Below are 20364 nucleotides of genomic sequence, written 5' to 3' on the forward strand. Positions count from 1 at the left end.
GGCGGCGTGACAGCGATGTTGCGCCCGATGACGAATCCGGGGCGGCCCTTGAGCGTCCCCGGCCCCTGTGTGACGGTGGACGGCACGCCGCCCGGCCGGTCACCGTCCGCGCCGGGGATGCCGAGGAAAGAGGACACCGGTGCCGTCGCACGCGAGGCCCCTGCGCAGGCTGGGATTCCTGACCATCGGACTCTTCGACCCCGCCGACCCGGCGCAGGGGCACGAGCAGACCCTGCGGCTGATCGAACTCGGCGAGCAGCTGGGCTTCGACAGCGCCTGGGTGCGCCACCGCCACCTCCAGTACGGCATCTCCTCGCCGGTCGCGGTGCTCGCGGCCGCCACCCAGCGCACCCGCCGGATCGAGCTGGGCACGGCCGTCGTCCCGGTCGGCTGGGAGAACCCGCTGCGTCTGGCCGAGGACCTCGCCACCACCGACCTGCTGTCCGGCGGCCGGCTCAACCCGGGCGTCAGCGTCGGCCGTCCCGGCCACTGGGACCGGGTGTCCGGCGCGCTGTACCCGGACACCGCCGAGGCCGAGGACTTCGGCTACGAGCGGGTCCGCCGACTGCTCGGCTTCCTGCGCGGCGAGCGGGCCACCGACTTCAGCGGCGTCGAGGGCATCGAGGTGTACTCGGACCGGGTCCAGCCGGTCTCGCCGGGCCTGGCCGACCGGCTCTGGTACGGCGGGGGGAGCCTGCGTTCCGCCCGCTGGGCCGGGGAGCAGGGGCTCTCGCTGCTCACCAGCAACGTGGTGCGGGCCGAGGAGTCGGAGGACTTCGCCGAGATCCAGCGCTCGCAGATCGCGGCCTTCCGCGCGCACCACCCGCTGGGGGCCGCGGCCCGGGTCTCCCAGGGGCTGGTGGTGATCCCCACCGACAGCGCCACCCCGGAGCAGCGGGCGCGCTACGAGGAGTACGTCCGGGCCCGGACGCCGCGGACCTCGACCCCGCAGGGCCCGGCCCGCACGATGTTCGCCCGGGACCTGGTCGGGCCGTCCGCCGCGATCGCGGAGCAGTTGTCCGCCCACGCGGGCTTCCGCGAGGTGGACGAGGTGGTCTTCGCGCTCCCGTTCACCTTCGGCCACGAGGACTACGTCCAGATCCTCACCGACATCGCCGCCCACCTGGCCCCGGCCCTCGGCTGGAAGCCGGGCGTCTGACCGGCCGCCGGCCGGCAGCGGCCCCGCGAACGACGGAACGGGGCGGGGGCCGTCACAGCCCCCGCCCCGTTCCGTGCGGTTCCGTTCCGTGCGCTCCCGGCGCGGTCAGAGCCGCTCGGGCACCGGGTTGCCGACCGCCTCGATCGCGCGCCGGACGGGGACCTTCAGCAGCACGGCGAAGCCGATCACGAAGAACACCAGCAGCGAGATGATCGCCGAGCGGTAGCTGCCCGTGATCTGGTAGGCCAGGCCGAAGACCAGCGGGCCCATCCAGCTGGTGCCGCGGTCGCTGACCTTGTAGACGCTGAAGTACTCGGCCTCCCGCCCGGCCGGGATCATGTGCGAGAACAGCGAGCGCGAGAGCGCCTGGCTGCCGCCGAGCACCAGGCCGATCATGCAGGCCAGGGCGTAGAACCAGGCGGGCTGGTGGGCCGGCATGAAGTAGCCGAGCGCGAGGGTGACCACCCAGCCGACCAGCGAGCCGAGCACGGTGCTCTTGGCGCCGAAGCGGTGCGCGATCCGGCCGAGCAGCAGTGCGCCGCCGATCGCCACGATCTGCACCAGCAGCACGGCGACGACCAGCGAGGTCTGGTCCATGCCCAGTTCCTCGCTGCCGTAGAGCGAGGCCTGCGAGACGACGGTCTGGATGCCGTCGTTGTAGCAGAGGAAGGCGCCCAGGTAGAGCAGCGTCAGCGGGTAGCGGCGCATGCCGCGCAGGGTGCGGCCGAGTTCGCGCAGGCTCCCGGCGGCCGGTCGGGCGTCCCGGGGGCCCTGCGCCGTCCCGGGCGGCTGCCCCGGGAGCACACCGGCCCGCGAGGGCAGCCGCAGCAGCGGCACCAGGGTGAAGACCGCCCACCACAGCCCGGCCGAGGCCAGGCAGATCCGCACGGCGGTGCCGGAGTCCAGTCCGAACGCGTCGTGGCCCTGGAACAGCGCCAGGTTGGCGATCAGCAGCAGGCCGCCGCCCGCGTAGCCGTAGGCCCAGCCCTTGGAGGACACCTTGTCCCGCTCGTCGGGCGAGGCCAGGCCGGGGAGGTAGGCGTAGGAGAGCGCGACCGACACCGCGTACGCGATGTTCGCGACCACCAGCAGGCCGCCGCCGAGCAGGTAGCGGTCGCCGCCGAGGAAGAACATGCCCATCGTCGCGGCCGAGCCGACGTAGGCGGCCCCGCACATCAGCTCCTTGTGCCGCCCGGTGCGGTCCGCGACCGTCCCCAGCAGCAGCATCGCGCCGACCGACAGCAGCACCGAGAACGACACCGTGTACGGGAAGAACGAGCCCGCCCGGATCGACAGGCCGAGCGGGTGCACATTGCCCCGGGCGTCGGCCGCCTCCTTGGCGACGGAGGTCAGGTACGGACCGAGGAAGACCGTGAGGACGGTGGCGGAGAAGGCCGCGTTGGCCCAGTCGTTGATGTACCAGCCGAACTGCATGCGGCGCAGCGCGCGCCCGTCGTCGGCGGCGGTGGCGGTGGCCGGATGCTCCGGCAGGTCGGTCGCTGTGCTCATGGGGCGGTTCCTATCACCGTGCTGGAGCCGTTGCCGTCGTGGGGCCAGCATCCGCGCTCGCGGAGGACATCGCGCAGGACGTCGATGCGATCGGCCATGATGCCATCCACACCCAGGTCGAGGAGAGCCCGGATCCGTGTGGCGTCGTCCACAGTCCAGACGTGAACCTGCAGGCCCAGGCGGTGCGCGGTCCGGACGAAGGCCCGGTCGACCACCCGGACGCCCTTGTGCCGCTCGGGCACCTGGGCGCAGATCCCGGCCCACGGCGCCCCGCCGCCGCGCCCGAGCGGCCCGGCCAGCGAGCGCAGCCGCAGCCGCGCGACCTCGCGCGGGCCGAGCGAGGTGGCCAGCCGGGGCCCGGCGGCGGCCCGTACGGCGGCGAGCCGGGCGTCGGAGAAGCCGCCGACGCAGACCCGGTCCCAGGCCCCGGTCCGGCGCACCGCCTCGACCAGCGGGCCGACGGCGGGCGCCGCCTTGACGTCGATGTTGAAGCGGGCCTCGGGGAACGCGCCGAGCAGGTCCTCCAGCAGCGGCACCGGCTCGGTGCCGCCGATCCGGGCCTGCCGCACGGTGCGCCACGGCAGCTCGGACAGTGCCCCGGTGCGGTCGGTGACCCGGTCGAGCCGGCTGTCGTGGAACGCCACCAGCACGCCGTCGGCCGTGGCGTGGACGTCCGTCTCCAGGTACCGGTACCCGAGGGCGACGGCGGCCTCGAACGCGGCCGACGAGTTCTCCGGCCGCCCGAGGTCACCGCCCCGGTGCGCGAAGGCGAGCGGCCCCGGATGGTCGAGGAAGGGGTGCATGACGTGCTCCGAGCTGCTGGAATCGGTCGCCGCCGGGCCTGCCGGCCCCACGCGCGTTACATTGTGACACTCATTGTCAAGATGTAACGGGCAGGGGTGCGGAGCGGTCGGCGCGGGGCGCGGCGGGCGGCAGGCGCGGGGGAGAGGGACGATCGAGGAGCGGCGGCCGCGCCGGCGCCGCACCGCCGATCCCGCGTCCGCGAAAGGCCCGGCCATGGAACTCCTCGACGACCCGCCGCCGTGTCGCCCCGGAGGGCGCGCTGCCCCCGGTACCCGCGCCCCCGGTTCCCCCGCTGCTGCCCCCGGTACCCCCGCCGCCGGTTCCCCCGGGGCACGGAGGGCCGCCCGGTGACCGGCGGCCGCTACGGCGAGGCGGTGTTCCGGCCGGAGCAGGCGGGCGAGGGCGAGCGGATCGACTTCGGCGCCCTCGCCTACGACCGGGTCACGATGGCCCGGCTGCACGCCCTCGGGGTCGGCCCCGGCTGGCGCTGCCTCGACATCGGGGCCGGCACCGGCACGGTCTCCCGCCGGCTGCTGGAGGAGGCCGGGGTGGCGGAAGTCCTGGCCGTGGACCGCGATGTGCGCTTCCTCGCCGAGCGGGCCGTGCCCGGGATGGAGGTGCGGGAGGCCGACGTCACCGCCCCCGACTTCGCCCCCGGCCGGTTCCGGCTGGTGCACGCGCGCTTCGTGCTGATGCACCTGCCCGACCACGAGCGGCTGGTCCGGCGGCTGGCCGAACTCGTCGAGCCGGGCGGGGTGCTGGTGCTCGGCGACGCGGTCGAACCGGCCGCCGACCGGGACCCGGCCACCCCGTACGACCGGGCGATGCGGGCGATGTGGCGGGGGCTGCGGGAGACCATCGGCACCGACGTCTCCTGGGTGCCCTCCTACCCGCGCCTGCTGCGCGGGGCGGGGCTCGAACGGGTCGGCGCCGAGGTACGGGTGCCGCCGCTGCTGCCGGGCAGTCCGATCAGCCGGTTCTGGGCGGACACCTTCGAGCGGAGCCGGGCCGCGATGCTCGCCACCGGCCTGGTCGACGACGCGGGGGTGGACGAGGCGGTCCGCTACCTGGACTCCGAGGACTGCGCCGCCCTGGCGGCCGGCCTGCTCACCGTCTGGGGGCACCGGCCCGCCGCCCGCCCGGCCTGACCGGGGAGCGCTCCGGCCGCCGGGGTCGGTCCACCCGGGCGGCCGGAGCGCGTCGGACTCCGGGTCCTCAGACCACTTCCCCGGGAACCCGCCCGCCGACCAGCGCCGCGAGTTCGCCGAACGTCCGGTGGGTGACGATCTCGATCGCGTCGATCTCGATCCGCAGCCGGTCCTGGATCTCGGCCGCGAGGTACACGGCCACCACCGAGGTGCCGCCGGACTCGAAGAAGTCCGAGTCCTCGGTGACGTCCTCGCACCCGAGGAGCTCGGTCCACAGTGCCGCCAGGCGGCTGTTCACATCTGCCACGTCACACGTCTCCTGACTTGCCGGTAGGCATACCGGGGAGAAGCCCCGCCGGAGGTGGCGGGACACTCGAGGGGGAACACCGGGAGGAACGAACGCGCCGGGGAGGCGCGGGGAGGAACGAACGCGCCGGGCGAGCGCGGGGACTCAGGCCCCGGAACCGCCCGGCCCGGGAACCGCGAACACCGGCTTCAGCGCCCGGTCGCAGGCCCAGGCGGCGGCCAGGTCCTCGGCCACGATGCAGTACATGACCCCGTTGTTGCCGTCGAAGGCGTTGGTCAGCACGACCCCGGTCCGGGTGGCCGGGTCGTAGCGCAGGCCGGCGCCCTCCACGGCGGCGAGGGCGGCCGAGAACGAGGTGGTCGCCCAGCCCTCCGGCCACACCCGTTCGAGGACGATCCGGTCCTTGCCGAAGCCCTCGCCCACCACGATCCCGCCGATCCGGCCGTAGATGTGGGTGGAGCCGGTGACCCGGCCGTTGTACTCGGTGAAGAGCACCTCGCGGTCCGGGGTCACGATCGCGTCCGGGCCGAGGACGCCCCGGTAGCCGATCGCGTGCAGCGCCTCGGCCAGCCGGCGGCCGCCGTCGAGGATCCGTTCGAGCACCTCCGGTTCCAGGCCCTGGGAGGGCATGATCTGCCCGACCGCGTAGGGGGCGGAGAGCAGTTCGCCGTCACCGGTCAGCTCCACGCCCTCGTCGGTGAGGAGGAACTCCGAGAAGAACGCGGAGCTGTCGCGGACGTAGCGCTCCGCGACCGGCCGCCCCCGGCCGCCGGCGGTCAGCCACTCCCACCGCTCCCGCAGGTAGGCCCGCACGTCCTCGCGGCCGGCGACGGTGATCACCCGGCGGGCGCCGATCGGGCGGAAGCTCTCGCCCGTCGTCAGGACCTCGTTGCCGCGCCCGCCGGAGAGGAAGTCGTGCTTGACCATCACCGGGCCGCCGCCGAGCAGGTCCAGGATCGCCTCCTCGGCGACCTGGGGGCTGACGAGCACGGCGCCCTCCGGCATCGGCACTCCCACACCGCCGGCGACGGTCCGGAACGCCGACTTGCTGTTGACCATCACCCCGCCCGCCTGGTCCACGAAGCCGTGGCCCGGCATCGCGTCCCGCACCCCGAGGACGGTGGCGAGCCGGGCCACCGCGGCGTCCGGCCACAGGGCCGACAGATGGGTCACCTCCCGCTCGCCGACGGCCAGTTCGAGCGCCTCGACGAACTCCGGGTCGGCCAGCCGGGCGGGGGAGAGGGTGCCCTCGCTGCCGGCGTGGGCCGGCGGGACGACGACGGTGAGGCTCTCCCGCCGCACGCCGGTCGACGAGGTCACGTACTCCAGGAAGTCCTCCTCGGGGCGCACCGGCAGGACGAGGACGTCGCCGTCCTCGGCGAACCAGGCGATCCGCTGCACCCACCAGCCGGTCCAGCCGCGGTCGGTGCGCACGTCCTCGCTGAAGTCGTTGCCGATGAGGACGCGGATGGCGTGCGCGTTCCGGGCGGCCGTCCGCGCGGTCCGCGCGCCGGGCATGATCAGCATCGGTTCTCCCGTTCGATCAGGTGGGCCATGGTGGCGACGGTGGGGGCGGCGAGGACCTCCAGGAGGTCCAGCTCGACCCCGAGTTCGGCCCGGAGTTCGGTGAGCAGGGTCAGCAGCTGGACCGAATCCCCGCCGCTGGCGACGAAGTTGCTGTGCAGCCGCGCCGACGGGACGCCGAGGACCCGGCACCACACGTCGGCGACCGCCCGCTCGGTCGGGGTGTCCGGGGCGTCGCCGATGCCGGCCGGGGCCTCCTCCGGCGCGGGCAGCGCGGCGCGGTCGAGCTTGCCGGTCGGGCCGAGCGGCAGCCGCTCCAGGGCGACCACCCGCCAGGGCACGGCGTGCTCGGGCAGGGTGCGGGCCAGGTAGCGCCCCAACTCCTCGGCGTCCGGCGGGAAGGCCGTCGCCGGGGTCACGTACGCGACCAGCCGGGCCGTCGGCCGCCGGGTGTCGACGGTCAGTACGGCCTCCGCGACCGTGGGGTGGCCGCGGAGCACCGCCTCGATCTCCCCGGGCTCGATCCGGTGGCCGCGGATCTTGATCTGCCGGTCCCCGCGGCCCAGGAACACCAGCGCCCCGTCGGCGCGGCGCCGCACCAGGTCGCCGGTGCGGTAGTACCGGGTGCCGTCCGGTGCGGTGCCGAACGCCCCGGCGGTGACCTCGGGCTGGTTCCAGTAGCCGGTGGCCACCCGGTCGCCGCGGACCTCCAGCTCGCCGCGGAGCTCGGTGGGGTGCCCGTCCGTGTCGAGGAGGCGGATCCGTACCCCGTCGACCGGTCCGCCCACCGGGAGGGCACCGCCGCCGAGGTCGGCCCGGCCGGCGAGGTGCTGGGTGACCAGGGTGCACTCGGTCGGGCCGAGACCGTTGACCAGGGCGCTGCCGTCGGGGAAGGCCCTGAGGAAGCGACGGAGGTCGTGCCGGCCGGCCTCCTCGCCGCCGAGCACCACGACCCGGACGGTCCCGAGCGCGGCCTCGTGGCCTGCCGCGTCCTCGGCGAGGTCGCCGGTCAGGTGTCGGAAGACGGTCGGGGTGCAGTGCAGCACGGTGGCCCCGGCGGCGCCCAGCCGCTCGCGCAGCCGGGGCGCCGGCAGCAGCGGGTCCAGCACGTGGAGGGTGGCTCCGGTCAGCAGCGCGCCGTAGAGGTCCATCACGGCCGCGTCGAAGGTGTGGCGGGCCAGCAGCGGCACCTGGTCGCCCGGGCCGAGACGGATCCGGTCCGCGTAGGTGAGCGCGTGCGCGAGGACGTTGCCCCGGGTCTGCATCACCGCCTTCGGCCTTCCGGTGGAGCCCGAGGTGTGCAGGAGGTAGGCGAGCGCGTCGGCACCGGCGGCGGGAGGCTCCCCGGCGCCGGGCCGCGGCTCGGCGCCGGGGACCGGGCCCGGGTCGGCGCCCGGATCGGTCGGGTCCAGCGGGACGATCTGCCGGCCGCGGGCCAGGAGCGCGGCGCGCTCGGCGAGTTCGGGGTCGCAGACGACCGCGGCGGCGTCGACGTCGAGCAGCAGCCTGGTCAGCCGGCCGTCCGGCTGGCGGGGGTCCAGCGGGACGTACGCCGCGCCGGTCCTGAGTACCGACCAGGCGCCGACCACGGCGCCGATGTCGTGGGCGCAGAGCAGTGCGACGCGCCTGCCGGGGCCGCCGAAGCGGCGCAGCCGCCGGGCCGTCGCGGCGGTGACGCGCTCCAGCCCGGCGTAGTCGAGCGTGCCGGAGGGGCCGGTCACGGCGGTGCGGCCGGCGTGCTCGGCCGCGGTCCGCAGGAACCGGTCGACCAGGGTTTCGCCCGGCCCGGGCGGTGCGGGGGCGGTGAAGCCGGCCGGGACCGGCAGCGACCAGGGGGCGGCGGGCGGCTCGTCCTGCACCCGCAGCTCCCGGACCGGCCGTCCGGGGTCGGCCAGGGCCTCCCCGAGCAGGGTCAGGCAGTGGCCGAGCACCCAGAGGGCGGTCGAGCGGGCGAGCAGGCCGGTGTTGTAGCGCAGGCAGAGGCCGGCGGCCCCGTCCTCGCGCTCCAGCGACAGGGCGAGGTCCGGCGCCGCTTCGCGCAGCTCGCGATCGCCGGGGTGGCCGGCGAGGGCGCGCAGCTCCGGCGGAGCGCGGTGCGGGGCGGCGGCGCCGGCGTCGGTGGTGGTGGCAGCGGTGGCGTCGGCGGCGGCGTGGACGCGGAGGAGCTCCTCGGCGAACGGGGCCGCCGGCCGCAGCCGCAGGAGCAGCGGCCGGACCCCGGGACCGGTCCCCGGGCCGGTGGCCAGGCCCAGCAGCAGGTCCGACTGCCCGGTGTGCCGGTGCAGCACGGCGGCCCAGGCGGTGAGCACCGTGATCGACGGGGGAACTCCCGCCGAGCCGCTCACCTCGTCCAGGAGGGCCGCCGTGGCGGCGGGAAGCGGCAGGCGCTCGGTCCCGGGCCGGTACGGTCCGGCGGTGGCCCGGGGCCGGTCGGTGGCCAGGTCGATCTCCGTCGCCCCGTCGAGGTGCCCGTGCCGGGCCCCGGACCGGATCGACGCGGTGTCCGTCATGTGGTCCCCCTTCGTGCTTCGGTGTCCGGTTGGTGCGAGGGCATGCGGGGCCGGAGGCGCGACGGGCCGTGCCGTCGTCCCGCTGTCCCTGCTGTCCCTGTTGTCGCCGCTGTCTCTGCTGTCGCGCCGGGAGCCCGGTCCGCCCGGTCTGCCCGGTCTGCCCGGTCTGCCCGGTGAGTCCGGGAGCCCGGTCAGTCCGGCCGGTCGGCCGACTCGGCCCGGTCGCCGTGCCAGGAGCGCCACAGCCGGGCGTACGGACCGCCCTGCCGCACCAACTGCTCGTGGCTGCCGGTCTCGGTGATCCGGCCGTCCTCCATCACCACGACACGGTCGGCGTCGTGCGCGGTGTGCAGCCGGTGGGCGACGGCGACGACCGAGCGCCCCGCCAGGACGGCGGCCAGGGCCCGTTCCAGCTGCCGTGCGGCGCGCGGGTCCAGGAGCGAGGTGGCCTCGTCCAGGACCACGGCGATCGGATCGCTCAGCACCAGCCGGGCGAGGGCCAGCTGCTGCGCCTGGATCGGCGAGAGCGGCGCGGCGCCCGAGCCGACCTCGGTGTCCGGGCCGAGTTCGCAGGCCCAGTCCCAGGCGTCGACCGCCTTCAGCGCGTGTTCGAGTTCGTGCTCCGCGGCGTCCGGCCGGGCGATCAGCAGGTTGTCCCGCAGGGTGCCGCGGAAGACGTGGTGCTCCTGGGTCACCAGCGCGATCCGGCGGCGGAGTTCGGCCACCGGGACGGCCGACATCGCGGTGCCGCCGATGGTGATGGAGCCGGCGGTGGGGCTGTGCAGCCCGGCCAGCAGTCCGGCGAGCGTGCTCTTCCCGGCGCCCGACGGGCCGACGACCGCGATCCGCTCGCCGGCCCGGATCGTCAGATCGACGGAGTGCAGGACGTCCTGGCCCTCCCGGTAGGCGTGCGACACGCCCTTCAGGACGATGTCCTTCCCGGCGCCGGTACCGCCCGTACCGCCCCTACCGCCCGGGTCGGCCGCGGTCGTACCGTCCGTGCCCGTCCCGGTCGGCCTGCCGGTCCCCGTCCCGGTCGCACCGCCCGTTTCCGTCCCGGCCGTGCTGCCCGCCTCGGACGCGGGCCCGTGCACCCCGAGGATCCGGGCCAGCGAGGCCCCGCCGACCTGCAGTTCGTCCATCCAGTACAGCAGCCGGTCCACCGGGCCGATGATCTGCTGCACGTACAGGGTGGCCGCCGTGACGGCCGCCAGCGAGACACGGCCGTCGAGGTACAGCAGGCCGCCGATCAGCAGGGTGGCGACCACCGGCAGCACATAGCCGGTGTCGGCGATCGGCAGGTAGACGCTGCGCAGGTACAGCGTGCGGCGCTCGGCGGCGTAGGACTCGGCGATGTCCTCGTTGACCCGTGCGAAGCGGTGGTCGGCCAGTCGCAGCGCGTCCACCGTGCGCGCCCCGTCGACGGTCTCGCCGAGGCCGCCGGTGAGCCGGGCGTACGAGGCGTTCGCCCGCAGGTAGCCGGCCCGGGCGCGGCGCAGGTACCAGGCGGTGGACAGCCACAGGACGGGCACGGCGACCAGGCACGGCAGGACCAGCACGGGTGCGGTGAGGGCCACCGCGCCCAGCGTCAGGGCGACCGTGGCGAGTGCCACCAGGGTGTCGGGGACGGCGAGTTGCACGGTGCCGGCCAGCACGTCGACGTCCCGGGTGGTCCGGGTGATCAGCTCGCCCGGGCCGGCCCGTTCCACCGTGGCCAGCGGCAGGGCGAGCACCCGGTCGACGAACTCCTCGCGCAACCGGGCGAGGACCTTCTCGCTGAGCCGCAGCGAGGCGAGCAGCGCGAAGCGGGTGAGGACGGCCTGGGCCACGACGGCGGCACCGATCGTCAGCGCGGTCCCGGTGGCGCCGTCGATGCCGCCGCCCCGGCCCGCGTCCTCGACCAGCCCGCCGAGCAGTTTCGGCGCGACCAGCCCCGCCGCGGTGGCGAGGGCGTGCAGCAGCAGGGACACCGAGAGCTGTCCCGGGTACCGGAGGGCGAGCCGCCTGGCGTAGCCGCGCACCTCGCGGGGCGTTGCGACGGGAAGGGCGCTCATGCGACCGTCACCTCCCTGGTGACGACGGTCCGGTAGCGGGCGTCGGCAAGCAGTTCGCCGTGCCGGCCCTCGGCCACGACGGTCCCTCCCTCGACGAGCACGACGTGGTCGGCGCGGTCCAGCAGGATCGGGCTGGTGGTGAACACCACGGTCGAGCGGCCGCGCCGGTGGGCGCCCAGCCGTTCGGCGACGCGGGCCTCGGTGTGGGCGTCGAGCGCGCTGGTCGGTTCGACCAGGACCAGCGTGTCCGGGTCCGCGAGCAGGGCCCGGACCAGGTTGAGCCGTTGCCGCTGGCCGCCGGAGAACTCCCGGCCGCCGGTGATCTCCTGGTTGAGGCCCTCGGGCAGCGCCGCGACGACGTCGTGGGCCGAGGCGGTGTCGAGCGCCCTCCGCAGCCGGTCCGTGCCGCCGTCCGCGCCGGCGCCGTCGCCCGCCGTGCTGCCGCCGTCCGGGCTGCCGTCCGGGCTGCCGTCCGTGTCGCCGTCCGCCGGGCCGTGCGGATCGAGCTGGGTGGCGAGGGTGCCGGAGAACAGCCGGGCGTCGTGGTCCACCACCAGGATCCGGCGGCGCACCTCGGCGAGCGGGAACGCGGCCAGCGGGATGCCGCCGAGGGTGGCCGGGGAGTCCACGTACCGGCCGAGCCGGTCGGCCAGCAGCCGCATGTCGTCCGGCCGGGCGCAGGCGACGGCGACGAACCGGTCCGGCGGGATCTCCAGGCCCGATCCGGGGTCCCGCAGCGGCCCCCGCGCATCCTCGGTACCGGGCTCCCGCCCGCCCGGGTCGAGCCCGGGTTCCATCGCGAGGAGGTCGGTCACCATCCGGGCCGCGACGAACGCCCTGGTCAGCTGGTCGACCATGGAGGTCGCGCGGCGCAGCTGCTCGGCGAGGAAGACGGCGTACCCGTAGAAGGCGACCAGCGCGCCCGGGCTCATCCGGCCGGTGCCGACGAAGTGGGCCCCGAGCCAGACGATCACCGTGACGAGGAGCCCGGGCAGCAGCAGCCGTCCGGCGGCCACGCTCGACTCCACCCCCGCGACCCGGACCCCCTCGTGGCGCACCCGCTGCGAGCGCTCGCGGTACCGGTCGGCGAAGACCCGCTCGCCGCCGATGCCGCGCAGGACCCGGAGGCCGTCGACGATGTCCACGGCGAGGTCCGCCAGCGCGCCCTGTTCCTTCCGCAGGCCGTGCTGCCTGGTGTGCAGCAGCCGCATCAGCGCGGCGATCGCCGCCGCCGACAGCGGTACGCCCACCAGGGCGACCAGGCCGAGCTGCCAGGAGACGGTCAGCATGACGCCGGCGACGACCGCGATGGACACCACGGCGCCGCCGCCGCGGGCGGTGCTCTCCAGGGCGGCGCCGATCCGGGTGATGTCGGTGGCACCGACGCTCACCACCGTCCCGGCGGAGACCCGGTGGGGCAGTTCCGCGCCCAGCCGGGCCGCCTTGCGGGTGACGAGCTGCATGGTGCGGTAGGCGGCCCCGAACCGGTTGGTCACCGAGCAGCGGTCGCGCAGGGTGCCGGCCACGGCCTGGGTGACGCCGAGCCCGAGGACCACGGCGCACCAGGTGACCAGCGCACCCCGGTCCCCGGCGATGAGCCCCCGGTCGACCCCGCGGCCGATCGCGGCGGGCACGAAGGCCTGGGCCAGGGTGCAGAGCACGCCGTAGCCGACGGCGAGGACCGCGGAGGCGCGGTGGGCGGACGCGAGCCACAGCAGGTAGCGGCCGGGGGAGCCGAGGGCGGGCTCGCCGGGGTCGGGTTCGGGGAAACGGTGCATGGGGGTGTCTAAGCCTTCGTGCCGAGGGTGAGGCCGTGCTCGTAGGGGAGTCCGGTGACGGTGCGCACCTCGGTGAAGCCCACCCGGCGCAGCCACTCCTCGTAGTCCTTGGCCGGGTAGGCCATGCCGCGGCCGCTGGCGAGCACGTTGAAGTAGAGGCCCAGCCGGGCGGAGAAGATGCCCTCGGTCTCGTCGTCGGACACGTTGAAGCCGTAGACGAAGACCTGGCCGCCGGCGGGCAGGGCGTCGTACGCCTTGGTCAGCAGGGCGAGGATCTGCTCCTCGGCGAAGATCTCCAGGACGTGGCTGAAGAGCACGGCGTCGGCACCGGACGGGAACGCGTCCTCGAAGATGTCGCCGGGGTGCAGCTCCACCCGGTCGGCGAGTTCGGCGGCCGCGCCGTCGCCGGCGAGCCGCGACACGCTGGGCATGTCGAAGACGGTGGCCCGCAGTCCGGGGCGGCGCCGGGCGAACTCGGCGGAGGTGGTGCCGTCGCCGCCGCCGATGTCGAGCAGGTGCTTCACCGCGGCGAACTCGTCGCGTTCGACCAGGGCGTCGAGGCTGCGCAGGGTGAAGGCGCTCATCGCCCGGTGGAACACCGCCTCCAGTCCGGGGTTGCGGGACAGGCGCTGGTAGAGCGTGGGTTCGTCGCCGGGGTGGTCGGCGAGCGCCGTGTTGGTGCCGGCGCGCAGCGCCCGGGTCAGGTGCGAGAAGGCCGGGTAGTAGACCTCCTTCCAGCCCACCAGGATGTGGGACCAACTGTCCGGCGCGTCCGTCGCCAGCAGGTCACCGGCCACCGCGGAGTTGGCGTACAGGCCGTCGGTCCTGGTCAGGAGGCCGGTCGAGCAGACGCCCTGGAGGAGTACCCGGAGCTGGTGGGCGGGGACGCCGGTGACGGCGTGGAGCTGTTCGAACGAGGCCCGGTCGTGTTCCCCGAGGTAGCGGAAGACGCCGAGTTCGACGGCTGTCGTCACGGCGTTGAAGAGCGCGGGCGCGTTCACCAGGAACCGGAAGCGCTCGTAGACCGGATCACCTTCGTGCACGTTGCTCATCTGGACGAGCATTCCCTTCTGGACCGTCGGTGGAGGACTTCCCGAAGCGCGACAACTCGGAACGCAAAAGGCGGAGAACCCGGGAACGCCCGGGGGAATGCGGGCGGCCCGAGCGGAACGATCCTCGCGGGGCCGCCGGTCAGGGGATCCACGGCCCGGACCGGCCCGGTGGACATCCCGGTGCCCAGCAGATGGTACGTCACATTGCACCGCTGGGCGAGCCCTCGGGATCAAGAAGCTCGGCGCGGACGACTGTGTGGGCTTATGGGTGAATCATCCCGCAGGTCACGAAGCCCCTTTCGGTGTCGGGGTCTTGACGCGCGGTCGGGCGGGATGAAGTGATGGTGTGCGACGCAGCGCCCCCCGAAGCGCATGTGACGATCCCTCAGGCCACCGGACATCGGTCCGGGAGGTCCGGGCGTCCCGGTTCCGGCGCGATTCCGCCCCCCCTGGCCGTGAGCGACGAACGGCCTGCCGCACCCCGTGATCACCCTGGTTCCCGGACCGTTCACGTGCCGACGGAACCACCACTGGAGGAGCCCGCGATGCAGCTGAACAGCTTCGACGAATGGTCACCGCTCAAGGAGGTGATCGTCGGTTCGGCGGAGAACTACACCTCGCACGAACGCGAGCTGTCCTTCGACCTGTTCTTCCACGACAACATCGCCAAGGACAACTCCTCGCGCTCGGAGTGGTACTACCCCCGGCTGACGGCCGCCGCCGACGGCGGGCCGGGTGCCGGATCCGGCCGGAAATCGATCAAGCAGCGTTATGTGGACGAGCTGAACGAGGACCTGCACGGCATCGTCGAGGCGCTCGAATCGCTCTCCGTGACGGTCCACCGGCCGATGAGCGTCGACGCCGCGACGGCCAGGGTCGAGACGCCGGCCTGGACGGCCTCGGTGGTGCCGCCCCTCAACGTCCGCGACAACACCCTGATCCTGGGCGACGAGATCATCGAGACACCGCCGATGATCCGGTCCCGGTACTTCGAGACCCAGTTCCTCACCGGGATCTTCAACGACTACTTCCGGCGGGGCGCCCGCTGGACCGTCATGCCCCGCCCGCTGATGACGGACGCCTCCTTCGACCTCGACTACGCGCGCACCAGTACGGTCGGCGGACCCACCGAGCCGATCGCGGAGCCGCAACCCTCCCCGTACGACGTCGGCTTCGAGATGATGTTCGACGGCGCGCAGTGCCTGCGGCTCGGCCGCGACCTCGTCGTCAACATCTCCACCGCCAACCACGCGATGGCCTGCGACTGGCTGGAGCGCCACCTGGAGGGCCGGTTCCGGATCCACCGGGTGCACCGGCTGAGCGACAGTCACATCGACAGCATGGTGCTGGCGTTGCGGCCCGGAACCCTGCTGGTCCGGTCCGAGCAGGTGGCCGAGAAGCTGCCCGAGGCGCTCCGGAAGTGGGACCTGATCGTCCCGCCGCCGGCCGAGGGCAACAACTTCCCGCAGTACGACGACGACGACCTGATCCTGACCAGCCCGTTCATCGACCTGAACGTGCTCTCCGTCGCCCCGGACACCGTCCTGGTCAACGAGGCCTGCCCGGAGCTCGGGCGCACCCTCGAACGGCACGGCTTCACCGTGGTGCCGGTGCGCCACCGCCACCGGCGGCTCTTCGGCGGCGGCTTCCACTGCTTCACGCTGGACACGGTCCGCGAGGGCGGGCCGGAGGACTACCTCGACTGACGCGGTCGGGGCGGCGGACCGGTCGGGGCGGTGGACCGGGCCGCGGCGGGGGACCGGTCGCGGGTCCTCCCGGCCGTGGGCTCCCGGGCCCGTGGGCTCCGGGTGTTCCCGCCGTCCGCCGTGTTCCCGTTCCCGAACGTCCCCGAGCACTCCTCCGGCCCGGCCGGATCCGGCCCGGGCGACACCGAAGAAACGACCGAGGAAGAGTCCGGAGGAGACGACGATGAAAGTGGCCGACCGGAGTGTCCGGAACCGCCCGGGATCCTTGTCCGCGGAATCCCGGGCGACATCGCCCGCGATCGTGGGGGTCGGCACCTCGGTGCCCGCCACCTCCTACTCGCAGCGAGAACTGCTCGACCTCTTCGGCATCACCGACCCGCGGGTGCGGTCGATCTTCCTGAACAGCGCCATCGAGCGCCGCGCGCTCACCCTCCCGCCGCCGCTGCCGGACGGCTCGATGCCCGTCGAGACCCAGGGCCAGCTGCTGGCGAAGCACGTCACGAGCGGCGTGGCCCTGGGCCGGCGGGCGGTCGAGGACTGTCTCCGCGCGGCCGGCGCGACCCTCGCCGACGTGCGCTACCTGTGCTGCGTCACCTCGACCGGTCTCCTCACCCCGGGCTTCTCCGCGCTGCTGATCAAGGAACTCGGCATCGACCGGCACTGCGCCCGGCTGGACGTGGTGGGCATGGGCTGCAACGCGGGCCTCAACGGCCTGACCTCGGTGGCCTCCTGGGCCGCCGCCCACCCCGGCGAGCTGGCCCTGCTGGTCTGCATCGAGGCGTGCTCGGCGGCGTACGTGATGGACGGCACCATGCGCTCGGCGGTGGTCAACAGCCTCTTCGGGGACGGCTCGGCCGCGGCCGCCGTGGTCGCACCGCCCACCGCCACCGCCACCGCCACCGGCCCCGCCGGCACGCCCGCCGGCCCGGCGCTGCTGCGCTTCTCCAGCTGCATCGTCCCCGAGGCCTCCGGCGCGATGCGCTACGACTGGGACGACGAACAGGGGAAGTTCAGCTTCTACCTGGACCCGGACATCCCCTACGTGGTGGGGGCGCACGCGGAACCCTCGCTCGACCGCCTCCTCGAAGGAACGGGACTGAACCGCTCCGACATCTCCCACTGGGTGATCCATTCCGGCGGGAAGAAGGTCGTGGATTCGGTCCGGGTGAATCTCGGCCTCACCCGCAGGGACGTCCGGCACACCACCGGGGTCCTGCGCGACCACGGCAATCTCTCGAGCGGATCCTTTCTGTTCTCCTACCGGCGGCTCGCCGCCGAGGCCTGCGCCGAACCCGGCGACTTCGGCGTCCTGATGACCATGGGTCCCGGATCAACCATCGAACTGGCCCTGGTGGGCTGGTGACGGAAGGAATGGCGGTCACGATGCACGCGAACCTCGACCCGACCCCGCTGCCCGACGGACTCGGCCCCGAGGTGAGGATCGACGGATCCCGGCCGCTGGCCGACCTGACCGCGGCGGTGAACGCCGTCTGCGACGAGGTGGAGAACCGGCCCGAGCGGTCCGTCGTGGTGCTGCGGCTCGACGTCACCCCGGCCGGCTCCAGGGCCTGGCCCGGCGCCGTCGACGTCCGGCAGGTCAACCGCTGGGAACGGGCCGTGCGCCGGTTCGAGCGCCTGGCCGCGATGACCATCGCCGCCGCGCACGGCGCCTGCGGCGGCCCCGCCCTGGACCTCCTGCTGGCCGCGGACTTCCGGATCGGCGCACCGGACCTGCTGCTGATGGTGCCCGTCAACGACGGCCACTTCTGGCCCGGCATGTCGCTCTACCGGCTGGTCCAGCACCTCGGGGTCGCCAGGGCCCGGCAGATCGTCATGTGGGGCAACGACATCTCGGTCGACCGGGCGCTGGAACTCGGCCTGATCGACCAGCTCAGCGAGGACGTCGCGGAGGCGGTGCACACCGCGACCGTGCTGATGGGGCGGATCTCGGACCGGGAACTGGCCGTCCGCCGCCAGCTCCTGCTGGAGGCCGGCTCGGCCGACTACGACGGAGCCCTGGGCGCCCACCTGGCCGCCTGCGACCGCGAGCTGCGCCGGCTGGCCGCCGCGGCCCCGGGGACACCGGGGAGCCCCCGGTGACGGCTCCGGCCCTGGCGGCCCGGGACCGCGGCCGGCACCTCCCGGCCGGGGTCCGTCGGCAGCGCACCCCGGCCCGGCAGCAGCGCTCCTCGGCCCGCCGGTGAACCCCCGCCCGGTCCGCCTGGACGCCACCTCGCTGCACGCCTCGCTGGCGGAACCCGTACTCGGCTCGATCGGCTTCCTCAACGAGATCATGGCCCGCTATCCGGACGCCGTCTCCTTCGCACCGGGCGCCCCCCACCCGGACCTGCTGCCCGACCTCGAACCCGGGCGCTACCTCGACCGCTTCCTCGACCACCTCGTCCGGGACCGGGGCCACACCCCGGACCGGGCGCGCCGGCTGCTGCTGGAGTACGGGCCGAGCCGCGGGCTGATCGGGGACCTCGTCGCCGGGGCGCTGCGCCGGGACCACGCCGTCGACGTGCCGGAGGCGGCGGTGGTGGTGACCGTCGGCGCCCAGGAGGCCATGTTCCTGACGCTGCGCACCCTGTTCGGCTCCCGTGGGGACGTGCTCGCCGTCGCCGACCCCTGCTTCGTCGGCATCAGGGGGGCCGCCCGGCTGCTCGACATCGACCTGGTCGGGGTCGAGGAGACCCCGCTCGGGCTCGACCTCGACGCCCTGGCGGCGCGCTGCCGGACCGCCCGCGGCACCGGCCGGCGGGTCCGCGCGTGCTACGTCGCGCCCGACTTCGCCAACCCGGGCGGCGGCCGGATGCCGCTGGAGGTCCGCCACCGCCTGCTCGAACTCGCCGAGCTCGAGGACTTCCTGGTGCTGGAGGACAACGCCTACGGCTTCACCGCGGCGCCCGGGGCGGAGCTGCCGTTGCTCAAGGCCCTGGACCGGAACCGGCGGGTGGTGCACCTGGGGACCTTCGCCAAGGTCTGCTTCCCCGGCGCCCGGGTCGGCTACGTGGTCGCGGACCAGGAGGTCGTCCGCCCGGGCGGACCCGCGACCCTGCTGGCCGACGAACTCGCGGCCGCCAAGAGCATGGTGACCGTCAACACCTCCCCGGTCTGTCAGGCCGTGATCGGCGGCATGCTGCTGGAGCACGGCGGCTCGCTGATGGCGCTCAGCCGGCGCAAGTCGGAGCTCTACCGGCGGAACCTCGGCCACCTCGCCGAGGAGCTGGACCGCCACGCGGCCGACGGCCTGCCCGACGGGATCAGCTGGAACCGGCCCGAGGGCGGGTTCTTCGTCCGGATGACGCTGCCGGTGCCCGCCGACACCGCCCTGCTGGAGCGGTCGGCGGCCGAGTACGGCGTGCTGTGGACGCCGATGGCGCCGTTCCACCTCGGCTCCGGGGGCGACCACCGGCTGCGGCTCTCCTGCAGCTACCTCGACCCCGGGCAGATCGAGACCGGGGTCGCGCGGCTCGCCGGGTTCCTGCGGAAGGAGGTCCGATGACGCACCCGCCCGAGCCGTCCGCGCTCCCGGTCCGGTCGTCCCCGCGCCCCGCCCGGCCGGCCCCGCTCCCGGCCCCGCTGCCCACGGAACGGCCCAACCCCTTCGACCCGCCGACCGGACTGGCCGACCACCGCGGCGGGGAGCCGATCCGCCCGCTCGCCTACCCGGACGGCCACACCGGCTGGCTGGTGACCGGCCACGCCCTGGCGCGGAGCGTGCTGGCGGACCCGAGGTTCAGTGCCGGCTCCGAACTCAAACGGGCTCCCGTGGCCCGACCCGGCGCCGAGCCCTTCTTCGGCGCCCCGGCACTGCCCGGCTGGATGGTCGACATGGACCCACCCGCCCACACCCGGGTCCGCCGGCCGCTGGCCGCCACCTTCACCGCCCACCGGATGAAGGCCCTGCGGCCGCGGATCGAACAGCTCGTCGACGAACACCTCACCGCGACGGCCGACGCGGCGCCACCGGCGGACCTGGTCGAGCGGTTCGCGCTGCCGGTGACCTCGCTGGCGATCTGCGAACTCCTCGGTGTGCCCTACCGGGAGCGGGCCGCCTTCCAGCACGACAGCGCCCTGCTGTTCAGCCTGGACGCCTCCGCCGGGGAAGCCGCCCTGGCGATGGAGCGCCTGGACGGGTTCCTGCGGGAACTCACCCGGAGCAGGCGGGCCCGGCCCGGCGACGACGTGCTGAGCATGCTCGTCCGGGACGGCACCCTGAGCACCGAGGAGATCGCCGGCGCCGGTGTCCTGCTGCTCACCGCCGGACACGGGACGACCGCGAGCTCGCTCGCCCTCGGGACCTTCGCCCTGCTGTCGCACCCCGGGCAACTGGCCGCGCTGAAGAGCGATCCGGCGCTCGCCGACAACGCGGTGGAGGAACTGCTGCGCTATCTGACGATCTTCCACTTCGGGGTCCCGCGCACTCCGCTGGAGGACCTCGAGCTCGGGGGACGGCTGCTCAGGGCGGGGGAGTCGGTGACGGTGTCGCTGTCGGCGGCCAACCGGGACCCGGCGCGGTTCGCCGACCCCGACCGGCTGGACCTCTCCCGGCGGACCACGGGCCATCTGGCCTTCGGCCACGGGATCCACCAGTGCCTGGGCCGGAACCTGGCGCGGACCGAGATGCGGGTCGCCTTCCCCGCCCTCTTCCGACGCTTCCCCGGCCTGGCCCTGGCGGTGCCGCCGGAGGAGGTCCCGCTCGCCACCGACATGGGCTTCTACGGGGTGCACCGGCTCCCGGTCACCTGGTGAGCCCGATGCCCCACGCCCGACGCCCGCGCCCGCCGCAGGTCCCGCCCCCGCCCCCGGG

The 20364-nt window shown here is 74.5% G+C and carries 15 protein-coding genes; 7 read left to right on the forward strand and 8 right to left on the reverse strand.

What is annotated here, in order from left to right:
- The first annotated feature begins 139 nt into the window (after positions 1-139).
- Entirely contained in the window at positions 140-1159 is a 1020-nt protein-coding gene (locus BLU95_RS33765) for an LLM class flavin-dependent oxidoreductase (RefSeq protein WP_093863322.1), read from the forward strand.
- A gap of 105 nt (positions 1160-1264) precedes the next feature.
- Here the strand turns inward: BLU95_RS33765 and BLU95_RS33770 are convergent, their stop codons facing one another.
- The gene (locus BLU95_RS33770) at positions 1265-2668 is read right to left on the reverse strand and encodes an MFS transporter (protein ID WP_093863323.1); all 1404 of its coding nucleotides are present in this window, start codon (positions 2666-2668) and stop codon (positions 1265-1267) included.
- Positions 2665-3471 (reverse strand): glycerophosphodiester phosphodiesterase family protein, encoded by an 807-nt coding sequence (locus BLU95_RS33775; protein WP_093863324.1) that lies wholly within the window; start codon positions 3469-3471, stop codon positions 2665-2667. The genes BLU95_RS33770 and BLU95_RS33775 overlap by 4 nt, the downstream gene beginning before the upstream one ends.
- Positions 3472-3819: 348 nt before the next feature.
- Between BLU95_RS33775 and BLU95_RS33780 the strand changes: the two genes are divergently transcribed.
- Positions 3820-4620: a class I SAM-dependent methyltransferase gene (locus BLU95_RS33780; protein WP_093863325.1), complete on the forward strand. Its 801-nt coding sequence runs from the start codon at positions 3820-3822 to the stop codon at positions 4618-4620.
- A 67-nt stretch (positions 4621-4687) separates the two neighbouring features.
- On the opposite strand, the gene BLU95_RS33785 is transcribed toward BLU95_RS33780, so the two are convergent.
- The 6 genes from BLU95_RS33785 to BLU95_RS33810 form a co-directional block, all read right to left on the reverse strand.
- Positions 4688-4927 (reverse strand): acyl carrier protein, encoded by a 240-nt coding sequence (locus BLU95_RS33785; RefSeq protein ID WP_159425099.1) that lies wholly within the window; start codon positions 4925-4927, stop codon positions 4688-4690.
- Between the two features lie 144 nt (positions 4928-5071).
- On the reverse strand, positions 5072-6454 hold the full coding sequence (locus BLU95_RS33790) for a preATP grasp domain-containing protein (protein ID WP_093863327.1): 1383 nt from the start codon (positions 6452-6454) through the stop codon (positions 5072-5074).
- A complete protein-coding gene (locus tag BLU95_RS33795; RefSeq protein ID WP_093863328.1) occupies positions 6448-8961 on the reverse strand; it encodes an amino acid adenylation domain-containing protein in 2514 nt (837 codons plus the stop codon). The genes BLU95_RS33790 and BLU95_RS33795 overlap by 7 nt, the downstream gene beginning before the upstream one ends.
- Positions 8962-9152: 191 nt before the next feature.
- Positions 9153-11015: an ABC transporter ATP-binding protein gene (locus BLU95_RS33800; protein ID WP_093863329.1), complete on the reverse strand. Its 1863-nt coding sequence runs from the start codon at positions 11013-11015 to the stop codon at positions 9153-9155.
- A complete protein-coding gene (locus tag BLU95_RS33805) occupies positions 11012-12793 on the reverse strand; it encodes an ABC transporter ATP-binding protein (protein ID WP_093863330.1) in 1782 nt (593 codons plus the stop codon). The genes BLU95_RS33800 and BLU95_RS33805 overlap by 4 nt, the downstream gene beginning before the upstream one ends.
- 8 nt (positions 12794-12801) lie before the next feature.
- On the reverse strand, positions 12802-13845 hold the full coding sequence (locus BLU95_RS33810) for a methyltransferase (protein ID WP_093865317.1): 1044 nt from the start codon (positions 13843-13845) through the stop codon (positions 12802-12804).
- A gap of 545 nt (positions 13846-14390) precedes the next feature.
- Here BLU95_RS33810 and BLU95_RS33815 point away from each other — a divergent pair.
- The 5 genes from BLU95_RS33815 to BLU95_RS33835 all read left to right on the forward strand — a co-directional run bounded on the left by BLU95_RS33815 (position 14391) and on the right by BLU95_RS33835 (position 20306).
- Entirely contained in the window at positions 14391-15551 is a 1161-nt protein-coding gene (locus BLU95_RS33815) for a glycine amidinotransferase (RefSeq protein ID WP_093863331.1), read from the forward strand.
- Positions 15552-15774: 223 nt separating this feature from the next.
- Complete coding sequence (gene dpgA / locus BLU95_RS33820) at positions 15775-16914, forward strand: 3,5-dihydroxyphenylacetyl-CoA synthase DpgA (RefSeq protein WP_093863332.1); 1140 nt, start codon at positions 15775-15777, stop codon at positions 16912-16914.
- 20 nt (positions 16915-16934) lie between these two features.
- On the forward strand, positions 16935-17651 hold the full coding sequence (dpgB, locus tag BLU95_RS33825) for an enoyl-CoA-hydratase DpgB (RefSeq protein WP_093865318.1): 717 nt from the start codon (positions 16935-16937) through the stop codon (positions 17649-17651).
- 100 nt (positions 17652-17751) lie between these two features.
- Positions 17752-19056, forward strand: a complete 1305-nt coding sequence (locus BLU95_RS33830) for an aminotransferase-like domain-containing protein (protein ID WP_231978016.1) — start codon at positions 17752-17754, stop codon at positions 19054-19056.
- Positions 19053-20306: a cytochrome P450 gene (locus BLU95_RS33835; RefSeq protein ID WP_093863333.1), complete on the forward strand. Its 1254-nt coding sequence runs from the start codon at positions 19053-19055 to the stop codon at positions 20304-20306. The genes BLU95_RS33830 and BLU95_RS33835 overlap by 4 nt, the downstream gene beginning before the upstream one ends.
- The last annotated feature ends 58 nt before the right edge of the window (positions 20307-20364 follow it).

The sequence above is a fragment of the Streptomyces sp. TLI_053 genome (assembly GCF_900105395.1).
Taxonomy (GTDB): domain Bacteria; phylum Actinomycetota; class Actinomycetes; order Streptomycetales; family Streptomycetaceae; genus Kitasatospora.